Origin of the sequence: Denitraticella aggregata (assembly GCF_048158365.1) — a bacterium.
Taxonomy (GTDB): Bacteria; Pseudomonadota; Gammaproteobacteria; order Burkholderiales; family Rhodocyclaceae; genus Azoarcus_F.
This window is the reverse complement of the sequence record NZ_JBLLNL010000001.1, coordinates 154,337-177,129: the sequence shown is the minus strand read 5'-3', so window position 1 is coordinate 177,129 and position 22,793 is coordinate 154,337. Positions and strand designations below refer to the sequence as shown.

The 22,793-nt window shown below is 66.1% G+C and carries 22 protein-coding genes; 12 read left to right on the top strand and 10 right to left on the bottom strand.

Going from position 1 to position 22,793, the window contains the following annotated elements:
* Positions 1–9: 9 nt before the first annotated feature.
* The 12 genes from padE to ACKVEX_RS00820 all read left to right on the top strand — a co-directional run bounded on the left by padE (position 10) and on the right by ACKVEX_RS00820 (position 13,906).
* Entirely contained in the window at positions 10–582 is a 573-nt protein-coding gene (gene padE, locus ACKVEX_RS00875) for an NADH-dependent phenylglyoxylate dehydrogenase subunit gamma (RefSeq protein WP_473213785.1), read from the top strand.
* The gene (gene padF, locus ACKVEX_RS00870) at positions 579–881 is read left to right on the top strand and encodes an NADH-dependent phenylglyoxylate dehydrogenase subunit delta (protein ID WP_473213784.1); all 303 of its coding nucleotides are present in this window, start codon (positions 579–581) and stop codon (positions 879–881) included. Before padE ends, padF begins: the two co-directional genes overlap by 4 nt.
* Entirely contained in the window at positions 878–2,116 is a 1,239-nt protein-coding gene (gene padG / locus ACKVEX_RS00865) for an NADH-dependent phenylglyoxylate dehydrogenase subunit alpha (protein ID WP_473213783.1), read from the top strand. The genes padF and padG overlap by 4 nt, the downstream gene beginning before the upstream one ends.
* 10 nt (positions 2,117–2,126) lie before the next feature.
* Positions 2,127–3,383 (top strand): NADH-dependent phenylglyoxylate dehydrogenase subunit epsilon, encoded by a 1,257-nt coding sequence (padH, locus tag ACKVEX_RS00860; RefSeq protein ID WP_473213782.1) that lies wholly within the window; start codon positions 2,127–2,129, stop codon positions 3,381–3,383.
* A 15-nt stretch (positions 3,384–3,398) separates the two neighbouring features.
* The gene (gene padI, locus ACKVEX_RS00855; protein ID WP_473213781.1) at positions 3,399–4,757 is read left to right on the top strand and encodes an NADH-dependent phenylglyoxylate dehydrogenase subunit beta; all 1,359 of its coding nucleotides are present in this window, start codon (positions 3,399–3,401) and stop codon (positions 4,755–4,757) included.
* Entirely contained in the window at positions 4,744–6,075 is a 1,332-nt protein-coding gene (gene paaK, locus ACKVEX_RS00850) for a phenylacetate--CoA ligase PaaK (RefSeq protein ID WP_473213780.1), read from the top strand. The genes padI and paaK (ACKVEX_RS00850) overlap by 14 nt, the downstream gene beginning before the upstream one ends.
* Positions 6,076–6,122: 47 nt before the next feature.
* Positions 6,123–8,291, top strand: a complete 2,169-nt coding sequence (locus ACKVEX_RS00845; protein WP_473213779.1) for a CoA-binding protein — start codon at positions 6,123–6,125, stop codon at positions 8,289–8,291.
* Positions 8,288–8,695, top strand: a complete 408-nt coding sequence (locus tag ACKVEX_RS00840) for a thioesterase family protein (RefSeq protein ID WP_473213778.1) — start codon at positions 8,288–8,290, stop codon at positions 8,693–8,695. The genes ACKVEX_RS00845 and ACKVEX_RS00840 overlap by 4 nt, the downstream gene beginning before the upstream one ends.
* A 119-nt stretch (positions 8,696–8,814) precedes the next feature.
* Positions 8,815–9,294 (top strand): MarR family winged helix-turn-helix transcriptional regulator, encoded by a 480-nt coding sequence (locus ACKVEX_RS00835; RefSeq protein WP_473213777.1) that lies wholly within the window; start codon positions 8,815–8,817, stop codon positions 9,292–9,294.
* Positions 9,295–9,629: 335 nt separating this feature from the next.
* Entirely contained in the window at positions 9,630–10,070 is a 441-nt protein-coding gene (locus ACKVEX_RS00830; RefSeq protein WP_473213776.1) for a hemerythrin domain-containing protein, read from the top strand.
* A gap of 6 nt (positions 10,071–10,076) precedes the next feature.
* Positions 10,077–11,351 (top strand): hypothetical protein, encoded by a 1,275-nt coding sequence (locus tag ACKVEX_RS00825; RefSeq protein ID WP_473213775.1) that lies wholly within the window; start codon positions 10,077–10,079, stop codon positions 11,349–11,351.
* Positions 11,352–11,581: 230 nt separating this feature from the next.
* Positions 11,582–13,906 (top strand): aldehyde ferredoxin oxidoreductase C-terminal domain-containing protein, encoded by a 2,325-nt coding sequence (locus tag ACKVEX_RS00820; RefSeq protein ID WP_473213774.1) that lies wholly within the window; start codon positions 11,582–11,584, stop codon positions 13,904–13,906.
* 41 nt (positions 13,907–13,947) lie between these two features.
* On the opposite strand, the gene ACKVEX_RS00815 is transcribed toward ACKVEX_RS00820, so the two are convergent.
* The 10 genes from ACKVEX_RS00815 to paaK (ACKVEX_RS00770) form a co-directional block, all read right to left on the bottom strand.
* On the bottom strand, positions 13,948–14,541 hold the full coding sequence (locus ACKVEX_RS00815; RefSeq protein WP_473213773.1) for a NifU family protein: 594 nt from the start codon (positions 14,539–14,541) through the stop codon (positions 13,948–13,950).
* A 189-nt stretch (positions 14,542–14,730) separates the two neighbouring features.
* Complete coding sequence (locus ACKVEX_RS00810; protein WP_473213772.1) at positions 14,731–15,216, bottom strand: MerR family transcriptional regulator; 486 nt, start codon at positions 15,214–15,216, stop codon at positions 14,731–14,733.
* 223 nt (positions 15,217–15,439) lie between these two features.
* Positions 15,440–16,642: a 3-oxoadipyl-CoA thiolase gene (pcaF, locus tag ACKVEX_RS00805; RefSeq protein ID WP_473213771.1), complete on the bottom strand. Its 1,203-nt coding sequence runs from the start codon at positions 16,640–16,642 to the stop codon at positions 15,440–15,442.
* A 33-nt stretch (positions 16,643–16,675) separates the two neighbouring features.
* A complete protein-coding gene (locus ACKVEX_RS00800; RefSeq protein WP_473213770.1) occupies positions 16,676–17,323 on the bottom strand; it encodes a TetR/AcrR family transcriptional regulator in 648 nt (215 codons plus the stop codon).
* A 51-nt stretch (positions 17,324–17,374) separates the two neighbouring features.
* Positions 17,375–18,442: a 1,2-phenylacetyl-CoA epoxidase subunit PaaE gene (gene paaE, locus ACKVEX_RS00795; RefSeq protein ID WP_473213769.1), complete on the bottom strand. Its 1,068-nt coding sequence runs from the start codon at positions 18,440–18,442 to the stop codon at positions 17,375–17,377.
* A gap of 32 nt (positions 18,443–18,474) precedes the next feature.
* Positions 18,475–18,966, bottom strand: coding sequence for a 1,2-phenylacetyl-CoA epoxidase subunit PaaD (gene paaD / locus ACKVEX_RS00790; protein ID WP_473213768.1), 492 nt, complete (start codon positions 18,964–18,966; stop codon positions 18,475–18,477).
* Between the two features lie 133 nt (positions 18,967–19,099).
* On the bottom strand, positions 19,100–19,858 hold the full coding sequence (paaC, locus tag ACKVEX_RS00785; RefSeq protein ID WP_473213767.1) for a 1,2-phenylacetyl-CoA epoxidase subunit PaaC: 759 nt from the start codon (positions 19,856–19,858) through the stop codon (positions 19,100–19,102).
* 68 nt (positions 19,859–19,926) lie between these two features.
* On the bottom strand, positions 19,927–20,214 hold the full coding sequence (gene paaB, locus ACKVEX_RS00780; RefSeq protein WP_473213766.1) for a 1,2-phenylacetyl-CoA epoxidase subunit PaaB: 288 nt from the start codon (positions 20,212–20,214) through the stop codon (positions 19,927–19,929).
* A gap of 90 nt (positions 20,215–20,304) precedes the next feature.
* Positions 20,305–21,306 (bottom strand): 1,2-phenylacetyl-CoA epoxidase subunit PaaA, encoded by a 1,002-nt coding sequence (paaA, locus tag ACKVEX_RS00775; RefSeq protein WP_473213765.1) that lies wholly within the window; start codon positions 21,304–21,306, stop codon positions 20,305–20,307.
* Positions 21,307–21,387: 81 nt separating this feature from the next.
* The gene (gene paaK, locus ACKVEX_RS00770; protein ID WP_473213764.1) at positions 21,388–22,710 is read right to left on the bottom strand and encodes a phenylacetate--CoA ligase PaaK; all 1,323 of its coding nucleotides are present in this window, start codon (positions 22,708–22,710) and stop codon (positions 21,388–21,390) included.
* Between the last annotated feature and the right edge of the window lie 83 nt (positions 22,711–22,793).

The window sequence follows — 22,793 nt, the reverse complement described above, 5'->3', positions numbered from 1 at the left end:
GACGAGCACATGTACGAAGTCCGAATCCACGGGCGAGGCGGTCAGGGCGCAGTCCTGGCGGCCGAGATGCTGGCCATGGCGCTGGTCGAGGAAGGCAAGTACGCGGTCTCGATCCCGTCGTTCGGGTTCGAGCGTCGTGGCGCACCGGTGATGTCCTTCATGCGCTGCAGCGATCGCGAGATCCGTCAGCTCACCAACATCTATCAGCCGGACTGCATCATCTGCGTCGATCCGACCGTGGCCAATTCGATCGACATCTTCGCGGGCCTCAAGCCGGGCGGCACGCTGGTGCAGGCCAGCGCCCGGGGACTCGACGAATTGCAGGTCCCGGACACGGTCGCGCGCGTCGGCTTGTGCGACGCGGTGCGCATCGCGACCGAGATCTTCGGCCGACCGATCACCAACACGCTGATGCTCGGCGCATTCGCACGGACCACCGGCGCGGTTTCGCTGGACGCGCTCGGGCGTGCGGTCGAGGCCTCCGAGTTTCGCGACGCCGGGCTGCGCCAGAACCTGACCGCGCTGGAACGCGGCTATGCCGAGACCGACGTGCACAGCATCGACCGGAGGGTGACCCAATGAGCACGCGCCATCAACGCTACCCGGTCCTGAGCCTGAAGCAGTCGAACGTGCCGGACGACCTGTGCCCGGTCGCGACCGACCTCAGTCCGATGCTGCCCGGGGACTGGCGCAGCGATCGCCCGGTGGTCGATCGCGACAAGTGCGTCAAGTGTGCGGTGTGCTGGCTGTATTGCCCGGTGCAGTGCGTCGAGGAGCGGGCCGCGTGGTTCGACTTCAACCTGAACACCTGCAAAGGATGCGGCATCTGCGCGCACGAGTGTCCGCAGCGCGCGATCACCATGATTCCGGAGGCGCAATGAATACGAGCACGACCGAATCGCCCACCCGCAGCCGCGGCAGGCTGATGCTGTGCGAAGGCAACGAGGCCGCCGCGCTCGGCGTCGCGCTCGCGCGTCCCGACATGGTGGCGGTCTATCCGATCACGCCGCAGTCCTCGCTCGTCGAGCATCTGGCCAAACTGATCGCGGACGGGCGCATGGACGCCGACATCGTCGACGCCGAAGGCGAGCATTCGGTGCTGTCCATCCTGCAGGGCGCCGCGCTCGCAGGCGCCCGAACCTACACCGCGACCTGTGGCCCGGGTCTGGCCTTCATGTTCGAGCCCTTCTTTCGCACGCCGGGCATGCGCCTGCCGCTGGTCATGACCATCGTCACCCGCGACGGCATCACGCCGCAATCGGTGTGGGGTGGCCACCAGGACGCGATGACGGTGCGCGAAACCGGCTGGATCCAGATGTACTGCGAAACCGTGCAGGAAGTGCTCGACACCACGGTGATGGCGTTCAAGCTGGCTGAACACCATGACGTGATGCTGCCCGTCAATGTCTGCCTGGACGGCAACTACCTGTCCTACGGTGCGGCGCGCGTCGAGATGCCCGAGCAGGCCGATGTCGATGCGTTTCTCGGCGACAAGGACGTCAACTGGCATGTGGCACTCGACCCGTCGCGCCCGATGGCCGTGGATCCGCTCACCGGCGGATCGGGCGGCGTCGGCCCGGAGACCTTCGTGCGCTATCGGCGCGGCCAGTGTCGCGGCATGCAGAACGCACTGCAGGTCATCGAGGACATCCACGCGGACTGGGCGACGCGCACCGGACACCACTTCGCGCCGCTGGTCGAGGAGTACCGGCTGGAAGACGCCGACTACGCGATCATGACGCTGGGCAGCATGACCGGCGCGGCCAAGGACGCGATCGACGAGGCGCGCGAAGCGGGCGAGCCGGTCGGGCTGATCAAGATCAAGACCTTCAGCCCCTTCCCGGTGGCCGCGCTGAAACACGCCCTGCGCAAGGTCCGCGCGCTCGGCGTCGTAGACCGCTCGGTGGCGTTCCGCTGGAACTGCGGACCGATGTTCCAGGAGACGCTGGGCGTCCTCTATCGCCTGGGACGCCATGTGCCGGCGCAAAGCTTCATCGGGGGTCTGGCCGGCGCCGATCTGACCACCGATCACTTCCACCGGGTCATCGCGGACACGCGCGCGCTGCTGACCCGGCCCGCCTGCGACGAGCCGGTGTGGCTCAATGCCAAGGACTGACGGAGACCCCATGGACACGACCGACTATCTGATCGTCGGCAGCAGTCATGCCGCCATCGAGGCGATCGACGCGATTCGCATGCACGACGACGAGGGCCGCATCACAGTCGTCACCCGCGACGCCCATCCGCCCTACTCCCCGACGGTGCTGCCATATGTGGTGTCCGGTCGTTCGGCGCCCGAGCGCGTGTATCTGCGCGATGCGGCCTATTTCGAACGCAACCGCATCAACTATCTCTGCGACACCACGCTGGCCGCGGTAATGCCCGACCGCCACGCGATCAGGCTCGGGGACGGCACCGAACTCGGCTACCGCAGGCTGCTGCTCGCGACCGGCGCCAGCCCCATCATCCCGCCGCTGCCGGGCATCACCGAGGTCGAGTATCACGTGCTGCGGACGCTGGCCGACGCGACCCGCCTGCGCACCGCGATGAACGGTGCCCGCCGCGCGGTGGTGCTCGGCGCCGGACTGGTCGGCATGCATGCGGCCGAGAACCTGGTCAAGACCGGCACCGCGGTGACCATCGTCGAAATGGGACCGCGGCTCACGTCGGGCTATTTCGACGAAACCGCCGCGGGACTGATCGAGCAGGCCTTCCTCGACGCCGGCACCAGGATACGCACCAACAGTCGCGTGGTCGGCCTCGCACCGACCGACGAGGGCGTGCAGCTCACGCTCGCCGACGGCGCGACGCTGGACGCGGACCTGCTGCTGATCGCGGTCGGCGTGCGCCCCGAACTCGGCTACCTCGCCGGCAGCGGCATCGGTACCGATCGCGGCATTCTGGTCGATGACCAGATGCGCACCAGTGCGACCGACGTGTGGGCCGCGGGCGACTGCGCGCAGGCGCGCAGTTTCTTCGGCGGTGCGCGGACGATTAACGCGATCCTGCCCGACGCGACCGTGCAGGGACGGATCGCCGGCATGGCGATGGCCGGCGATCCCGGCATCAAGCCCTACCCGGGCGGTGTGCCGCTGAACACCTACCACTTCTTCGGACGCCATGCGATCTCGGTCGGCGCGAGCCGCAAGCCGGACGACGGCGACGAGCGGGTGCGCTTCGACCCGGCCAGCGGGCGCTACCTGCGCGCGGTGTTCGACCGCGACGACCGTCTTGCGGGCATCTTCGGCGTCAACGAATTCTTCGACGCCGGCGTCATGGCGCGCCTGATCCTCGATCGGACCGACCTGGCACCGGTCAAGGATCGCCTGTTCGCACAGCCGCTGGCCACCGGCCGCGAGCTGATGTCGCAAATGTGGCGCTGAGGGGGAATCGAGACCATGGGACAAGCCTACTCCACGATCGCGTTCGATCGGTCCAAGTGCGACGGCTGCGGTCAATGCATGCAGGCCTGCGCACGAGTCAAGTTCGACTCCGACGACACCGTACGCGCGCTGCTCCAGATCGTGCGCAGCGGCGGCGACCGGCCCGAACCCGGCCGGGCCGGCGAGTTCGAGCTCGCGCTGTGCCGCCAATGCGGCGATCCGAAGTGCGTGTCGGTCTGTCCGGCCGGGGCGCTCGGCAAGAACGGCGCCACCGGCGTCATCGACTGGGATGCGTCGAAGTGCGTCGATTGCCTGCTGTGCACGATCGGATGCGCCTATGCCGGCATCTCGCTCGACGAAGCCACCGGACGGGTCAGCAAGTGCGACATGTGCGACGGGACGCCGGCCTGTGTGCCCGCCTGTCCGACCGGCGCACTGCGGCATGTGACCACCGCCCGCATCTACAACGAGGTCGGCAGCTGGGAAGACCTGTTCGCGCCCGGCCTGGCCGGCTGCCAGGGCTGCAACACCGAACTGCTGATGCGACACGCGCTGCGCCGGGTCGGACCCGAAACCGTGCTTGCGACGCCGCCCGGCTGCGTGCCGGGCATGGGCTCGGTCGGGTTCAACGGCACCACCGGCACCAAGGTGCCGGTGTTCCACCCGCTGCTGACGAACACCGCCGCGATGCTGGCCGGAATCAAGCGTCAGTACAACCGGCTCGGACGCAAGGTCACCGCGATGGCGATCGCCGGCGACGGCGGCGCATCCGACGTCGGCTTCCAGTCGCTGTCGGGCGCGGCCGAACGCGGTGAGCAGATCCTGTTCATGGTGGTCGACAACGAGGGCTACATGAACACCGGCATGCAGCGCTCCAGCTGCACGCCCTACGGCGCCTGGACCTCGACCACGCCGGTGGGCGAGCATGGTCACGGCAAGACCCAGGACGCCAAGAATCTCGCGCTGCTGATGGTCAATCACCGCTGCGAATACGTCGCGACCGCCTCGACCGCGTTCATGGAGGACCTGTACGACAAGCTCGACAAGGCACTCGCCGCTTCCGAGCGCGGGTTCGCGTACCTGCATGTGTACTCGCCCTGCACCACCGGCTGGCGTTTCCAGAGCCAGCTCAACATCGAGGTGGCGCGCAAAGCCGTCGAGTGCAACTTCGTGACGCTGTGGGAATACACGCCGGCCGGGGGCCTGCACTTCACCCACCCGGTCGATCGACCGCTGCCGGTCACCGATTACCTCGAGGCGATGGGACGCTTCCGTCACCTCGGCCCCGAGCAGGTGGAACACATCCAGAACAAGGTGGAGGAAAACCTGCGCTTCGTTCGAAAGATTGCGGAGACGAACCATGCCGAATCCTGAAACTCCGGCCGGACTCGACCAGATCGAGCAGGCCAGCCGCGCAGAACTCGCCAGCCTGCAGCTCGAGCGCATGCGCTGGTCGCTGCAGCACGCCTACCACAACGTCGCGCACTACCGGAAGGCCTTCGACGACGCCGGCGTGCATCCGTCCGACCTGAGATCGCTCGCGGATCTCGCGAGGTTCCCGTTCACGACCAAGAACGATCTGCGCGAGCACTATCCGTACGGCCTGTTCGCCACGCCCATGGCCGACGTCGTGCGCATCCACGCGTCGTCCGGCACCACCGGGCGCCCGACCGTGGTCGGTTACACCGCCGCGGACATTCGCAACTGGGCGGCGGTGATGGCCCGCTCGCTGCGCGCCGCCGGGGCCACCCGCAACGACATCGTGCTCAATTCGTATGGCTACGGGCTGTTCACCGGCGGCCTCGGCGCCCATTTCGGTGCCGAGGCGCTCGGTGCGACGGTGATCCCGATGGGCGGCGGCAACACCGAAAAACAGGTGCAGTTGATCCGCGAATTCGCGCCGACCGTGATCATGGCGACGCCGTCGTACATGTTGACGATCGCCGACGAGATGCGCCGCCAGGGAATGGTCCCGGAGGCCTGTTCGCTGCGCATCGGGGTCTTCGGGGCCGAGCCCTGGACCAACGGCATGCGCGCCGAAATCGAGCACACGCTGGGCATGACCGCGATCGACATCTACGGCCTGTCCGAGGTCATCGGACCGGGGGTGGCCTGCGAGTGCATCGAAACCAAGGACGGACCACACATCTGGGAGGACCATTTCTATCCCGAGATCATCGACCCGGATAGCGGTGAAGTGCTGCCCGATGGCGAACTCGGCGAACTGGTGTTCACGTCGCTGACCAAGGAGGCGATGCCGGTGATCCGCTACCGCACCCGGGACCTGACCCGACTGCTGCCGGGCAGCGCCCGCCCGATGCGGCGCATGGACAAGATCACCGGACGCAGCGACGACATGCTGATCATTCGCGGCGTGAATTTATTTCCGACCCAGGTCGAGGAGATCGTGCTCGCCGACGACCGCCTGTGCGGTCACTATCAACTGGTGCTGACCCGCGACAGTCATCTGGACAACCTCACCGTGCGCACCGAACTGCATCACGAGATCTCCGCGGACACCACTCGGGACGAACGTGCGCGGATCGCCGCCGACGTGCGCCATGCGATCAAGAGCGCGATCGGCATCACCGCGGTCGTCGAGGTCCTCGAAGCCGACAGCATCGAGCGCACGCTGGTCGGCAAGGCCAGGCGCGTCATCGACCGGCGCAAGGAAGCGAATGCCTTCGCCTGAACGGGCGGCAGGCGGACGCGACGGCACGACATGGGGAGACATCACCGGTGAATGCAGGGACACGATCAGAAGAACGCTCGAACGCGGGCACCACGACGACTGCACCACAGCACGCCATCGCTGCGGCAGTCGAGTTGCTGCGAGCGGCGAAGGCGGCGGGTTCCGACGCGCTCGATCCGGCCACCCTCGCACGCGTGCTCGATCTAACCGGTCTGCGCCCTGCCGACGCTCCGACCGTCACGCGCGAGGTGGTCGAGTTTCGCGTCGGCGTGCGCTTCACGCGCGAGTTCGGCCTGGTGCTCGGGGCCGGCCTGGGCGGCATCGATGCGACCCTCGATGCCAGTCTGTTCGGTCGCGGCTGCGATGCGGCGCACGCGGCGCTGGAACTCACCGATGCCGCTGACCTGCTCGCGCACTTGCGCCGCACGCTGCCCTACCGGCGCATGCTCGCACTCGCACGCCTGCACGCCGATACGCTGCCCGACCAAGGCCTGATCACGCTGCTCGACGCGGTGCAGGCGTTCGCGAGCGCATGTCGCTCAGGTTCCGACGCCGACTGCGTGCTCGCCGAACTCACGCTCGACTGCCGCTTTGACGGCGCGACGATAGCCATCGTCGCCGGCCGCTGCAGGCTGCGCGAACCCGTCGCGGCGCCGCATCCGCGCCCGCTCGCCAAGATCGACGCGCTGCTGCACCCGCGTCGCATCGGCATCGTCGGCGTATCGGCGGGCGGGCTGAACTTCGGCCGTATCATCCTGCGCAACCTGCTCGGCGGCGGCTGCCCTCCCGAACGGCTGCGCATCATCCGCCCGGGCGAGTCCGAGATCGACGGCGTACGCTGCCTCGACAGTCTCTCCGCACTGGACGAGAAACTCGACCTGCTGATCGTCGCGGTCGCGGCCAATGCGGTGCCGCCGCTGGTCGAGGAGATCATCTCGACCGGCAACGTGAACGCGGTGATGCTGATTCCGGGCGGCCTCGGCGAGACCGCCGCAAGCCGGGCTGCCGCCGCCGCGCTGGCCGAACGCATCGACGCCGCCCATGCAGACGCAGACGGCGGACCGGTGTTTCTCGGCGCGAACTGCCTCGGCGTGGTGTCCCATCCGGGCGGCTACGACTCGTGGTTCATCCCGCTCGAGCGCCTGCCCAAGCCCCCGAAGCGCGCGCCACGCGACGCGGTGATGCTCAGCCAGAGCGGCGCGTTCATGATCACACGGCTGAGTCACAACCCATGGCTGGACCCGCGCTACATGGTCGCGGTGGGCAACCAGACCGATCTCACCCATGGCGACCTGCTCGCCTGGTTCGCCGAACGTGACGACGTCAATACCATCGGCGTCTACGTCGAGGGCTTCAAGGATCTCGACGGGCTCGCGTTTGCGCGGGCGGTTCGGCGGGCGGTCATGCGGCGCAAGCAGGTGATCGTCTACAAGGCCGGTCGCAGCACGGCCGGCCAGGCCGGCGTGATGGGCCATACCGCATCGATCGCGGGCGATCCGCTGCTGTTCGCATCGGTGTTGCGCCAGGCCGGCGCGATCGTCACCGACGATGTCGAAATCTTCGACGATCTCTTCTACATGGCGGGCTGCTTTCATCACAAGACGGTGCGAGGCGGTCGCCTCGCTGCGGCCAGCGGTGCGGGATTCGAGGCGGTGAGCGCGGCGGACGCGGTCGCTGACGACGCCGGCGCACTCGAGGTCGCGCCGCTCGGCCCCGACACGGTCGAGCGCGTCGAAGCGATTCTCGTCGAGAAGAAGCTCGCTGCGCTGGTCGAGGTACGCAACCCGCTCGACATGAATCCCGGCGCCGACGACGACGCCCATGTGCGTATCACCGAAGCCTTCGCCGCCGACCCGGACATCGATGCGGTCGTGGTCGGCCTGGACCCGACCGCCCCGATGGTGCGGGCGCTAGAACAAAGTCGCCTGCGCCCGGGCCACGACATCTCCGCCCCCGAGAGCACGGTGCATACGCTGCCCCCGCTGGTCGCCCGCCATGACAAGCCCATCGTCGCGGTCGTCGATGCCGGCCAACTCTATGACGCGATGACCGCTGCGCTGAAGGACCAGGGCGTATGCGTGTTCCGCAACGTCGCGCGCGCGACACGCGCGCTGTCGCGCTATGTCGACGCCCGCCTTGCGACCCGACGCATTCGCAAGCATTTCGGCGCACACGACGCCCCGACCACAACCCTCATTGAGGAGCATCTGGAATGAGCGATACCCTGAAACCCGGCCTGAGCCTCACCCGCAGGTACGACATCGACGCTGCGCGCACGATCGCATTCATGGGCGACGAGTGCAGGGTGTATTCGACCCCCGCGTTGCTGTACGACATCGAAGTCTGCTGTCGCGACCTGCTGCTCGCGCATATCGGGCCCGACAAGGACTCGGTCGGCACGCGGGTCGAACTCGACCATGTGGGCGCGACGCTGCTCGGCATGTGGGTGGAGATCACGGTCACGCTGGCCACGGTCGAGGGCCCGGCCGTGGTGTTCGAGTTCAGCGCCCGCGACGCGCTGGAGAAGGTCGCACACGGTCGTCACAGCCGCTTCGTGGTCAGAATCGAGAAGACCCGACAGCGTCTGCTGGCCAAGCTCGCGAAGGCGCAGGAGGGGTGAGGCTGTCTTTGGTGGCGTGGCGAACGGCACCCTCCCTTCGGTCGCCACGCCCCTCTTTTCACCCGATGACGGGCAACTGATACAATCGCGCCTTCCCGGACGACCGATGACCCGATTCGATGACGCGTGCGCGCAACAAGCCGAACGACAAGCCGCAGCCGGGCGCGATCGGCTACGGCATCCTTCCCGAGCTGATCGGCTACCGTGTGCGTCTCGCACAGGTCGCGATCTTCCGGGACTTCTGCACGCGCGTCGGCGATGCCGAGATCACGCCGACACTGTTCGGCGTGCTGGTGCTGGTCGATGCCAACCCCGGCATGATGCAGACCCAGCTCGCGAACGCGATGCACCTCGACCGTTCGAGTGTGGTCTCGATCCTGGACAAGCTCGAGGGCAAGCAGGTGCTGGAGCGGGTCCGTTCGCCGGACAACCGGCGCTCCAACGCGCTGCATCTGACCGACAAAGGCAGGCAGTGGCTCTCGCAGCTGCTGCCCGAAGTACGCGCACACGAGCAGCGTCTCACCAGCCGGCTCGGGCCGGACGAACTCGCCACGCTTCGCGACCTGCTCGACCGACTCGGCAGCGGCCTGCGCGGCTGATCGTCGCACCGCCGCGACACACAGCACGGGTCAACCGAGCGCTTGGCTGGCATACCGTCGGCGTTCCCCGACCTGACCCGAACCGAGGAGCCGATCGCGACCTTTGCGCGCGCAACGGCGGCATTTTCCGCGGTGTTGATCGTAATCAAAGCATTGCCGTCGTTGACGGTCAAAGCTGCACATGCTGGGTCCGGCAGGCAGCCGCGTCATCGAGAGGACCTGCCATCGGAACGGAATGACGGGTTCCGTTTCGAACGCATCACCCGTCGGGTGAGCATCGCTACGGTCCGAGCGCCCGTATCCAGAATCATTCAACTCCACGGAGGAGCCAAACCATGTCCATATCGAATGTCATGACCGACGATCATCGCGCCTGCGATGCCCTGTTCGCCGCGGCCGAGCGTGCCGCGAGCGATGGCGACTGGCCGGTCGCGAAGGCGCGGCTCGCACGCTTCATCGAGGCCCTGCTCGCGCATTTCGATGCCGAGGAAGGCGACGTCTTTCCGCGTTTCGAAGAGGCCACCGGGATGACCCAGGGTCCGACCCGGATGATGATGATGGAACATGCCGACATGCGTCGCATGCTGGACAGCCTCGCCGCGGCGGCAGAGGACGAGGACGAGGATGCATTCTGCGGCGAGGCGGAGACGCTGCTGATCATGATGCAGCAGCACAACATGAAGGAGGAGAACATCCTCTACCCGATGTGCGACGCGCAGCTTCCCGGCGGCGAGGGCAATCTTGCGGCCCGCCTGAAGGGCCACGAGACCCACTGAAGCCGGATGAACATGGGTGCCCACATGCTCGGCTACGATGCCGCGCCGCCCCTGTTCACGCCGGTACGCTTCTTCCTGACCGCGCCACTGTTCGGGCTGGCGGCCGGGCTTTTACTGCTGCTGCAGCCGGACCTGCTCGCGTCGCGCTGGACCCCCGGCGCGCTCGCGATCACGCATCTGATCACGGTCGGCTTCATGCTGATGGTCATGGTCGGCGCGCTGTTCCAGATACTGCCGGTGGTCGCCGGCGCCGCCGTTTTCCACGGGGCGCAGGTCGCGGCAGTGGTGCATGTCGCACTCAGCGGCGGAGCCGTCGCGCTGGCCTGGGGGTTGGCGACGATGTCCCCGGCGTTGCTGACATGGGCGGTGGGGCTGCTGGGCGGGGGCCTCGGCCTGTTCCTGCTGGTCGCCCTCCACGCGCTGTGGCGGGTTCCGACCGCGCAGGCGACGCCGCGCGACCTGCTGCTCGCAGTGGTCGGTCTGGCCATCGCGATCGTGCTCGGCCTGACCCTCGCGATCGTGCTGGCGCGTGGGCTGCCGCTACCGCTGTTAGAACTGCTCAAGCTGCATGTGGGCTGGGCCTGGCTCGGAGGCGCGGGCCTGCTGCTCGCAGCCACGAGCTGGATGGTCGTGCCGATGTTCCAGATCACGCCCAACTATCCGGGCGCGATGACCCGCCACTGGAGCAGGGTGATGATCGCCGCAGTGCTGGCCTGGAGCATTGCCGTGATGACCGCGCCGATGGCGGTCGAGCTCGGCTTGATGGTGGGCATGCTGCTGATCGCCGCGCTGTTCCCGGTCCTGACGCTGAAGATCCAGACGGGCACGCGGCGCTCCAAGCCGGACGGCGTGTTCCGTGCCTTCCAGTTCGGCATGCTCAGCTTCATCGCCGGCCTGATCAGTGCCGTTCCGGCCAGCCTCGGTGACCACGCGTTCTGGCCGGTCGCGTGCGGAATCCTGGTCCTGCATGGCGGTTTCGTCAGCGTGATCTCCGGCATGCTGTACAAGATCGTGCCCTTCCTGGCCTGGCTTAACCTCAACCAGGCACGCATCGGTGCCCCCAACATGAAGAAACTGCTGCCCGAGGCTCGCACCCGAAGGCAACTCCGGGTACATGCGTGCGCCACGGCCGGCCTGCTGCTGGCCGCGCTGGCCGGAACGACCTGGATCACGATGGCTGCCGCGCTGCTGGTCGTCGCCGAGTTCGTACTGCTCGGGCTCAACATCGTGCGCGTCGCGCGCGAATACCACCGGCTGTCGCACGCGCACGCAATTGCCTGAGCCGCCGCGCTCGGGCGCCGCGCACCCGCAGCGCAAACTCCGGGTCCAGCCGCCTTGCCGTGTCGATGGACTCACACCCGTCCGGACTCGCACCCGTCCGGACGTACGCACGAACGAACGAAAGATGTTGACCTTCGTCAACGTTTGTTATCAAACAGTTTGACTACAATCTAATTGCGTTCGATACTTCAAACGTCGGCGCAAGACGCCGTTGCATTCCGGAGATCGATATGAACACCGACATCGGCGCACGCGTGCAGCGATTGATCGCTCGCATGGAAGTCACTGCGCAGTATCCTGGCCAGGGCAAGGTGCTGTTCGTGGACCTCGAGCATCGCAGCGTGCGCAGCGCCTACCTGCCGATGGACATCGTGCGCCACTTCCTGGGCGGGCGCGGCGCCAACATGGTGCTGCTGTACAACCTGCTCGCAGACGGCCTATCGCCGCTCGACCCGGATGTGCCGCTGATCTTCGGCGTGGGCATGCTGACCACGACGCTGCCGTCCGCGACCCGCGGCAACTTCACCAGTTGCTCGCCGGACAGCCATGCGATCCTGGACGCCAGCGGAGGCGACTATTTTCCTGCCTTCCTGAAGCGCAACGGTTACGATCATCTGGTGCTGTACGGGCGCAATGCGCAGTGGACGCTGCTCGAGATCGACGCCGACCAGGTGCGCTTCCGCGATGCGACGCCCTATGTCGGCCTGGACAACATCGCGTTCGGCGCCGCGATCGAGCGCGACTTCGACTGCAAGGAGCGTGAGACCATGGCGATGGCGCGGATCACGTCGGCCGGCGAGAACCAGGTGCTGTGCAGCGGCATCATGGGTGGGCCCAAGGCGATCTGGGCGCGCGGCGGCGGCGGTGCGAAAATGGGATCTCTGCACCTGAAGGCCATCGTCGTGCGCGGCAAGGGCCGGCAGATCCCGGTGTCCAAGGATTACAAGCTGGGCGGCAAGGCGATCGGCCAGAAGATCCTGTCCACCAGCGTGATCCAGAATGCGCTGAAGCAGGTCGGCACCCCCTTCCTGTACAAGCCCAGCCGAACGCTGGGCGCGATCGGCACCCGCAACAACCAGGAAACCACCTGGTACGACACGCTCGACGCCGACAACTTCGATCCGTATCGACCCGGCATGGATGGCTGCTACCTGTGCCCGGTGCAATGCCGCGCGATGAACGATCTCACCCCTGACGGGAAGAGCGGATGGGGCACTGCGGCGCTGAAGGGGTTGGCCGGTAACGCCAGCTACGACAAGGCCCAGACCGAGATCGAACACCATCGGGAAAAGACCTACAAGGGCATCCGCGGCGACGGCCGATTCGACCAGTACGATCACGGCGACGGCCCGGAGTACGTGACCGTCGGCAAGTTCGGGCCGAACCTGGGCATCCGCGAACCCGAGCAGGTGCTGAGGCTCAACAACATCCTGAACGACCTCGGCCTGGACTCCGCCAGCACTGGCGGCGCCATCGGCTGGGCGATGGAGCTGTTCCAGCGCGGCATGCTGACCCGGCACGATACCGGGGGTCTCGACCTGAGATGGGGCAACTACGAGATCGTCGAGAAGCTGTTGTTCATGACCGCGCGGCGCGAGGGTTTCGGCAACGTGATCGCGGACTCCGGCCGCGCGGTCGAGAAAGGCCACTACCCGACCGATGCGCTGGCCTATCGCATGGCGGTCAAGGGCCTGTTCCAGTCGGACCCTCACGACGCGCGCATTCTGAAGGCGTTCGCGCTCGGCCTCGCGGTCGCCACGCGCGGCATGGATCACCTTCGCAATCGGGTCACGCTCGAGATCAATGCGCGCATCAACGACGACCCGGAATTCAAGACTGCCCTCTATGGTGGCTTCGTCGCGGCAGAACCGAACAGCTACATCGGCAAGGAGCATGCGGTTCGTCGTTGCGAGAACACGTTCGCCGTCGGGGATTCGGTGGGCATGTGCCGCTTCAATACCAAGCTGTTCAATTCGCCCAGCCTGCCCGACCTCGAGGACTTCAGCCGACAGTTGCACGAACTCGCAGGGCTGGATTTGCCAGCGGCCACGCTGGAAGCGTGCGGACGCGACATCATCGGGCTCGAGCGTCTGCTGAACTTCCGGCTCGGCCTGCGCGCAGCCGACGACACGCTGCCTGCACGCTGGTTCGAGGAGCCGATCCAGGTCGGGCCGTTCAAGGGCGAGAAGATCGACCGGGAGCAGTTCGAAGCCTTGAAGTCACGCTTCTACGCGGTCACCGGACTGGACCGCGACGGTCTTCCGACCCCGGACTGGCACGCCCGGCTCGCACAGGTGGTCACGGGTTTCGCGGTCAGCGTCAGGCTGCCGGGCAGCCCGGCACGCGTCGTGGTGCTGGATGAACCGGTGCGGAGCGTGGCCGAACTGCGCGATGCGCTCGCACTGCGGCTCGGCGCCGATGCCGACGCCGAAGGCCTGAGCGACCGCTCGGTGAACGTCGCGATCGATGGCTGCATGGTGATGTCGGGCGAAGCGAGCGCCGCAGTTCACAACGGCAGCGAAGTCGTGCTGGTCCCGGCGCTGGCCGGCGGCTGAACGGGAACCCCTGCCGCAGCCATCCACGGGCTTGGCGGCTTTCAGTCCGGAATCACCTGCAGACGGTCATCCACATAGCACTGCAGCACGTTGCTGATCGCGAACAATGTGCCACTCGATGCGGACGGACAGCCGCCACATGCACCTTTGTAGCGCACCGTCAGCGTGAAATCCTGAAGTCGCAGGATGTCCAGCCCGCCGCCGTCCCTGTCGAGGAACGGCCGGATGTGTTCGTCCAGAATCTGGTTCACGCGCATCAGCAGTTCGGCATCGTCGGTCTCGGTCTCGACCGCTGCATCCGGGTCCGACCGCGCCGCGGCGTGCATAGACCCGTCCGATCCCTGGGCCGACACGATATCGATGACCCGCTTCGGCTTCCAGGCTTCGATGCGGTCGATGACTTCGCCTTCGATGTCGTCCCATTCGGTGGTGAGCTTGCGCGTGACCGTGATGAACTCGCCGGTGCAATAGACCTCGGCCACGCCCGGCACCGAGAGAAGGCGCTCCCCGAGTTCGTCCGCAGTGCCGAGCCCGGCACGGAAATGTTTCGGCGCCCCCGAATGGAGCGGCTCATCGAGCATGAACTTCGATGCGAACGGATTCGGTGTGGGATGCACCGCAGTGACCTTTGCCATGACCGGGACTCCCGACTGGTGTTTCGACATACTAATTTGCGTTTACGTTAACGTCAATTATTTGCTTGCCGATGTGGGTATGGTTTCAGGGCGACTCGATGGATGAATCCATCGCCTCGCCCTGATGACACGGTCCGTCGATCGCTCGCGACCCGCGGCACAGGCAGACCGGCGGGATCGTCACCCTCGTCACAGCCTGTCCGGTGCGCGCAGCTCTTGCTCAGTCTCGCTTGCGTCGATCTGCATGCGCTTGCGCCTCGACATCGTGCGCAACGCATCCGTCTGCGCGGCATCGATCTCGCGCAGGATCTCGCGGATGTCCTGCATCTGCCGCTCGAGCAGGCGCCGTCGCTCGTCGAGCAGTTCGACAAAATGTGACAGTTGCGCCCCCTCGTCTGACGCGCTGTCATACAGGTCGAACAGTTCGCGCGTGTCGTTCAGCGAAAAACCGAGCCGCTTGCCTCGCAGAATCAGGCCGAGACGCACACGATCACGCCTGCTGTACACCCGCCGGTTGCCACGGCGTTTGGGCGTGAGCAAGCCTTCCGCTTCGTAGTGACGAATCGCGCGCGTCGTGATCTCAAACTCCTCGGCCAGATCGGAGATCGTAAAGGTCGTCGGGCCGGGCGCCGGCCGCTTCGCTGGCCTGACCTCGATCGAATTGCTTGTCATCATCCACTCCGGATCGGCCCGGTCGGGCCCGCTTTCCATGGGGCCGCAGATCGACTGCAGACAGTCGAGTGCAGAGGCACCCTCTCCTTCTTCGTGACAAGGGGTGCTCAAGCGGAATGATATTGGCGCATACGTGCACGTCAAGACAAATTTTCGACGATGCGGATCTGCCGGTGCCGCGCGGCGACCGACGATGCGGCGATGCGGAGGCGGGCAGCCCTGCGGATCAGACCCGCTCGATGACCATCGCGATGCCTTGTCCGACGCCGATGCACATGGTGGCCAGCCCGTAACGTCCGCCGCCGGCCTCGAGCTGACGCATCGCGGTCAGGACCAGCCGCGCGCCGGACGCACCCAGCGGATGACCGAGCGCGATGGCGCCGCCGTTCGGATTGACCTGGGCCGCGTCGTCGGGCAGGCCGAGCTGGCGCGTGACCGCCAGCGCCTGCGCGGCAAAGGCCTCGTTGAGCTCGATGACGTCCATCTGCGCCAGATCGAACCCCGTCTGCGCGAGCACCTTGCGCGTGGCCGGCGCCGGGCCGATGCCCATGATGCGCGGCTCGACGCCGACGGTGGCCATGCCGACGATGCGCGCGCGCGGCGTGAGCCCGTGACGCGCGGCGGCGGCCTCGTTCGCGAGCAGCAGCGCGACTGCGCCGTCGTTGGTGCCGGAGGCATTGCCGGCGGTGACCGAACCATCCGGCCGGACGACGCCCTTCAGTCTGGCGAGCGCCTCGAGCGAGGTCTCGCGCGGGTGCTCGTCCGCCTCCACCCGAACCGGTTCGCCCTTGCGCTGCGCAATCTCGACGGTCAGCAACTCGCCATCGAAGAATCCGCGCGCCTTCGCGGCCGCATAGCGTTGCTGGCTGCGCAGCGCGAACGCGTCCTGGTCGGCGCGCGCGATGCCGAAATCGGTCGCGACGTTCTCGGCGGTCTCCGGCATCGAGTCGGTACCGTACTTCCCCTTCATCAGCGGATTCACGAAACGCCAGCCTATCGTCGTGTCCTGCACCTGCACGCTGCGCGAAAACGCGGCGTCGGCCTTCAGCATCACGAAAGGCGCACGGCTCATGCTCTCGACCCCGCCGGCGATCATCAGCGAAGTCTCGCCCGCGCGGATCGCGCGTGCGGCCGTGCCGACCGCATCCATGCTGGAGCCGCACAGGCGGTTGATCGTCGAGCCCGGTACGTCGATCGGAAGACCCGCCAGCAGGCCGGCCATGCGCGCGACATCGCGGTTGTCCTCACCCGCCTGATTGGCGCACCCGTAGTAGATGTCCTCGAGCGCGGCCCAATCCACCCCTGGGTTGCGCTCGATCAGGGCTCTGATCGGCAGCGCCGCCAGATCGTCGGTACGCACACCCGACAAGGACCCGCCGTATCGGCCGATCGGGGTTCTGATGCCGTCACAGATGTATGCCTGGATCACGCTTCGTCTCCTGTGTGATATCGCCGCCTGCGGTCACGCGGTCAGCTCAGCGACTGCCGCATCGCGTTTCTTTCCTCGAGCGAGGGAATCGCTCAGTCCGTTCAGCCCGTTGAGCACGATCTGTGTGACCACCGGTGCCATGTCGGCGTAAGACAGCGGTCCGCCCACGCGCAACCACGTAAAGGTCCAGTTGATCATGCCGAACAGAATCATCGCCACGGCCTTGTCCAGGCGCTTCTTCTTCAGACCGGGCTCGACCGCCTCGATCACCTCGGCAAAGACGGCTACCACCCTGCGCTCCTTGGTCAGCACGATGTCGCGCTGTTCATCCTGCAGGAATTTCACATCCTGCACGAGCACCACATGCTGGCTCTGACTGTGCTCGTATTCCTCCATGAAGCCGGCGATCAACGCCTCCAGCTGCGCCCGCGGCGCCAGCCCGCGAACCTCCACCCCGGTTACGATCGCGAGCAGCTGGTCGATGTAGCTGTCCGCGATATCGAACAGGATGTGATCCTTGTCCCGGTAGTAGTGATAGAGCAGGGGCTTGGAAACCCCGCAGGCCTTGGCAAGTTCCGCCATCGACGCGTTGTGGTAACCCTTGTCGGCGAACAGTTGCGCCGCCGCCTGCAGAATTGCGGCCCGCTGCACCTCGAATGTCGCTGCCTTGCCTCTCGCCATGAATCCCTAACGCTCCATCAGGTTGAACGACCCGGTGCCCCGGCCACGCACTCAACGATCGTCGAAGCTGATCACGACCCGCTCGGTCAGCGGATGCGCCTGGCAGGTCAGCACATAGCCTGCATCGATATCCGGCTGTTCTAGCGTGAAGTTCTTGTCCATGCGCACCTGTCCTTCCAGAAGCTTGGCCCGGCAAGTCGAGCACACCCCGCCCTTGCACGAAAACGGCAGATCCATTCCGGCGCGCAGCGCGACGTCCAGAATCGACGGATCCTCAGCCCGGAATTCCATGTCGCGCCTGAGTCCGTCCGCGATGATGGTGATATGCGCCTGCGGGGCATCGCCGGGCTCGACATGGTGGGCCGGGCCGCTGTCCGGCACGCCGAAGCGCTCGAGATGGATATTCTCGGACGGCACGCCCCCGGCGAGCAATCCTGCCTCGACCTCGTCGATCATCTCACCCGGCCCGCACACAAAGGCTGCGTCGATGTCAGCGGCCGGAATCAGGGTCTCCAGAAAGCTCGCGACCCGGTCCCTGTCCAGACGACCGTTGAACAGCGGAACCTCCTGCTCCTCGCGGGAGAACAGGTTGTACATCACGAAGCGGGACAGGTAACGGTTCTTGATGTCCTCGAGCACCTCGCCGAACATCACGCTCGCCTGGCGGCGGTTGCCATACACCAGCGTGAAACGGCTCTTCGGCTCGGCGCGCAGCGTGGTCTTGATCAGGGACAGGATGGGCGTGATACCACTGCCGGCCGCGAAGGCGACATAGTGCTTCTCGTTGGTCGCATCGAGCGGCGTGTGGAATCGACCTTCCGGCGTCATCACTTCGAGCACCTGACCCGCCTCGATTGCGTCGTTGGCCCAGCCGGAAAAGCGACCGCCCGGGATCTTCTTGATCGCCACGCGCAGTTCGCCGTCATCCACACCGGCACAGATCGAATACGACCGGCGCAACTCCTCGCCATCGAGTTCGACCTTCAGGTTGACATGCTGGCCCTGGACGAAGCGGTAGTCCTCGGCCAGTTCGGCCGGCACGTCGAAGCGCAGACTGATCGCGTCGGCGGTTTCGCGCCGGACCTCTGCGACCTTGAGGGAATGGAATCGGGGCGTCATTGAAGGTCTCCACTGCCGCGCCTGGCGGCGGCTCAGATCGGTTTGAAATATTCGAAGGGCTCGAGGCAGTTCTTGCAGCGCCAGGTCGACTTGCACGCGGTCGAGCCGAACTCGGACAGACGCTCGGTATCGGTGGACCCGCAACGCGGGCAAGCCAGCTGCCGATGCATGAAGCGAATCGTCTGGACCGACGTCGCGGTGCTGCGCTCGCCCGGCGGCACGATGCCGTAGACACGCAGCTTCTCACGCGCTTCCGGCGCGATCCAGTCGGTGGTCCAGGCCGGTGCAAGCCGGGTCGAGACCTCGACGCGCCCGGCGCCCGCCGCCACCAGCGCATCGCGTATGCTGTCGGCGATGACCTCGGTGGCCGGACAGCCGGAATAGGTCGGCGTCACGACGACCTGCAGCCCGTCGTCGGTCAGCGCCACGTCACGCACGATGCCGAGCTCGGTGACCGAGATCACCGGGATCTCGGGATCGGGGACCGTCTCGAGCACCTTCCAGGCCTGCTCACGCGTCAACATGCTCGTGCTCCACAGTGTGCGCACGCGTCGCCACGCACTTGCCGCCGTAGGGGCGACGCAACCGAAGCGCCGACACAGGAAGCGGGTCGTGCTTCGAATGGCGTTCGCGCAGTCGGTCGGCCCACGGGTCGCCTCACCACTGCGCGCCGGGATAGGTGCGCTGCATGTACTGCATCGTCGCGAGCAGGTGGCCCATGTGTTCCGAGTGCCGGCCGAACTTGCCGTAGGACCTGAACGGTATGCGCGCCGGCACGATCAGCGTCGCCTCGTTCAGCACCGGCACCACGACCGCTTCCCAGGCCTGCTCGAGCGAACTCCAGGCCGGGCCGACGCCGGCAGCAGCGATCGCGTCGTCGGTCGGGGTCGCGGCGAAGAACTCGGCGGTGTAGGGCCACAGATAGTCCAGCGCCGCCTGGCTGCGCGCATGCGACTCGTCGGTGCCGTCACCGAGGCGGATCACCCAGTCGCCGGAATGCTGCTGATGGTAACGCGCCTCCTTCAGGCTTTTGGCTGCAATGGCCGCCAGCCCGCCGTCGCCCGACCCGGACAGGCGCGTCCACAGCAAGACCTGGAAACTGCTGAACAGGAAGTTGCGCACAGCGGTGCGCGCGAAATCCTCGTTCGGAAGTTCACACAGCGTGAAGTTGCGGTAGTGCTGCTCGGTGCGGAGAAAGGCGAGCTGGTCCTCGTCACGCCCCTCGCCCTCGAGGCTGCCCACATGGGTCAGCAGCATGCGCGCCTGTCCGATCAGGTCCAGCGCCATGTTCGCCAGTGCCATGTCCTCCTCGAGAACCGGCGCATGGCCGCACCATTCGGACAGCCGCTGACCGAGGATCAGCGTGTTGTCGCCGATGCGCAGTACGTATTCGATGTGTTCCTGCTTCGATGCCATTTATCGTCTCCGGGGACAACCTGGCGCGACCGGCGGCCCAGCGCCGCTGATCCGCCCGGGCGTCCGCCTCACATGTGGTTCACTTCATCCGGCAACTGGTAGAAAGTCGGATGGCGGTAAATCTTGTCCTCGGCCGGGTCGAACAGCTCCGGTTTCGCGTCCGGATCGGATGCGACGATGTCGGAGGCTTTCACCACCCAGATGCTCACGCCCTCCATGCGGCGGGTATAGACATCGCGTGCGACCTGCAACGCCATGCGCGAATCGGGTGCATGTACGCTGCCGCAATGCTTGTGGTCCAGCCCGTTACGACTGCGGATGAAGACCTCCCACAGCGGCCATTCCTTGCGTTCCATGTTCCTTGTCTCCTTGCCACCAGCGGTGGCGCTAATCACTCCTCCCCCTTCAAGGGGGAGGTGGGGAGGGGGATGGGTCCAGCTAACGGCTCACGCCGCCTGCTTGTCCCGCGCCGCCTGCTTGGCGGCATAGGCCAGCGCGGCCTCGCGAACCCACGCACCGTTGTCCCAGGCCTTGCCGCGCGCGGTGATGCGATCGACGTTGCACTGTCCATGGCCCTTGACCACGTTCCAGAACTCGTCCCAGTCGATCGCGCCGAAATCGTAATGGCCGCGTTCCGCATTCCACTTCAGATCCGGATCGGGCAAGGTGACGCCCAGAACCTCGGCCTGCTTGACGGTCGCATCGACGAACTTCTGGCGCAGGTCGTCGTTGGAGATGCGCTTGATGCCCCAGCGCGCCGATTCGACATGGATGCTGTCCCGGTCATGCGGCCCGAACATCATGATCGACGGCCACCACCAGCGGTTCACCGCATCCTGCACCATCTCGCGCTGCTCGGGCGTGCCCTTCATCAGCTGCAGCAGCGCGTCGTAGCCCTGGCGCTGGTGGAAAGACTCCTCCTTGCACACCCGGATCATCGCGCGGGCGTAGGGACCGTACGAACACTTGCACAGCGGGATCTGGTTCATGATCGCCGCGCCATCGACCAGCCAGCCGATCACGCCGATGTCGGCCCAGGTCAGGGTCGGATAGTTGAAGATCGAGCTGTACTTTGCCTGACCGGACAGCAGCGCCTCGGTCAGCTCGTCGCGCGACACGCCCAGCGTCTCGGCGGCCGCATACAGGTACAGACCATGGCCGCCCTCGTCTTGCACCTTCGCCAGCAGGATCGCCTTGCGTTTCAGACTGGGCGCGCGGGTGATCCAGTTGCCTTCCGGCAGCATGCCAACGATCTCCGAATGGGCATGCTGGCTGATCTGACGGACCAGCGTCTTGCGGTACTTCTCCGGCATCCAGTCCTTGGGTTCGATGAACTGGCCCGCGTCTATCTTGGCATTGAACTCGGCCTCGTAGGCCGCGTTCTCGACCGCACGCGGCCTGCGGTCGTCACCGTCATTCTGGGGAATGTCGAGCGCTTGGGTATACATGCCTGCCTGCTCCTTTGTCACTTGCTGCGCGAACGGAACACCCGCCGCGAATGAGTCGGAAATCCGACCGGTAAGGTCCGATCAGTCCTTGGGCCTGCGATCCACGACCCGCCTGGCCTTGCCGATCGTGACCCGCTCGATCGAGAACGGTTCGCCGACCAGCACCTTGGCGGATACCCCGATCAGACTCTTGATGTGGTGCGTCAATTCCCTGGCCAGTGCTTCCTTGTGCTCCGGATGACGCCCGACGTTGGCTTCCGGGTTGATCTCGACCCTGACCGTCAGCGTGTCCATGTGCCCCTGCTTGTCCACCTCGAGCAGATAGTGCGGCGCCAGCTTGGGCATCTTGCAGATCAACTCCTCGATCTGGGTCGGGAACACGTTCACGCCGCGAATGATCAGCATGTCGTCTGAACGCCCGGTGATCTTGGCCATGCGGCGCATGCTGCGCGCGGTCGGCGGCAACAGACGGGTCAGATCGCGCGTGCGATAGCGGATCACCGGCATCGCCTCCTTGGTCAGCGACGTGAACACCAGCTCGCCCTCCGAACCGTCGGGCAGCACCTCGCCGGTGGCCGGATCGATGATCTCGGGGTAGAAGTGGTCCTCCCAGACCACCGGGCCGTCCTTGGTCTCGATGCACTCGTTCGCGACGCCTGGCCCCATCACCTCGGACAGGCCGTAGATGTCGACCGCATCCATGCCGGAGCGGGCCTCCATCGCGACCCGCATCGCCGGCGTCCAGGGTTCTGCGCCGAAGATGCCGATCTTCAGCGAGGTTTCGCGCGGATCGATGCCCATGCGCTCCATCTCGTCCAGGATGGTCAGCATGTAGGAAGGTGTCACCATGATGATGTCCGGACGGAAGTCCTGGATGATCTGGATCTGCTTCTCGGTCTGGCCGCCGGACATCGGCACGACCGTGCAGCCCAGCTTCTCGGCACCGTAATGCGCGCCCAGGCCACCGGTGAACAAGCCATAGCCATAGGACACATGCACCATGTCTCCGGCACGTCCGCCCGAGGCCCGGATCGAACGCGCGACCACGGTCGCCCAGGTGTCGATGTCCTTCAGCGTGTAGCCCACCACGGTGGGTTTGCCGGTGGTGCCGGACGATGCATGGACCCGCGCCACTTTTTCGCGCGGCACCGCGAACAGGCCGAACGGGTAGTTGTCGCGCAGCTCGTGCTTGGTCGTGAAGGGAAACTTCGCCAGATCCTCGAGCGACTTCAGGTCGTCCGGATGAACGCCCTTGTCGTCGAAGGCCTTGCGGTAATGCGGCACGTTGTCGTACGCATGGCGCAGGCTCCATTGCATGCGCTGCAGTTGCAGGGCCCGCAGTTCGTCCTGGCTGGCCGTTTCGATCGGTTCGAGTTCGCCGGCAAGCGGCTTCTTCGATGTCATTATGTGGTCTCCTCCACCTTCGAATTCATGGGTTCGAGGTCTTTCGCCCCGGTTTCATCGCCTCCGCATGGCGGAAGCGCAAA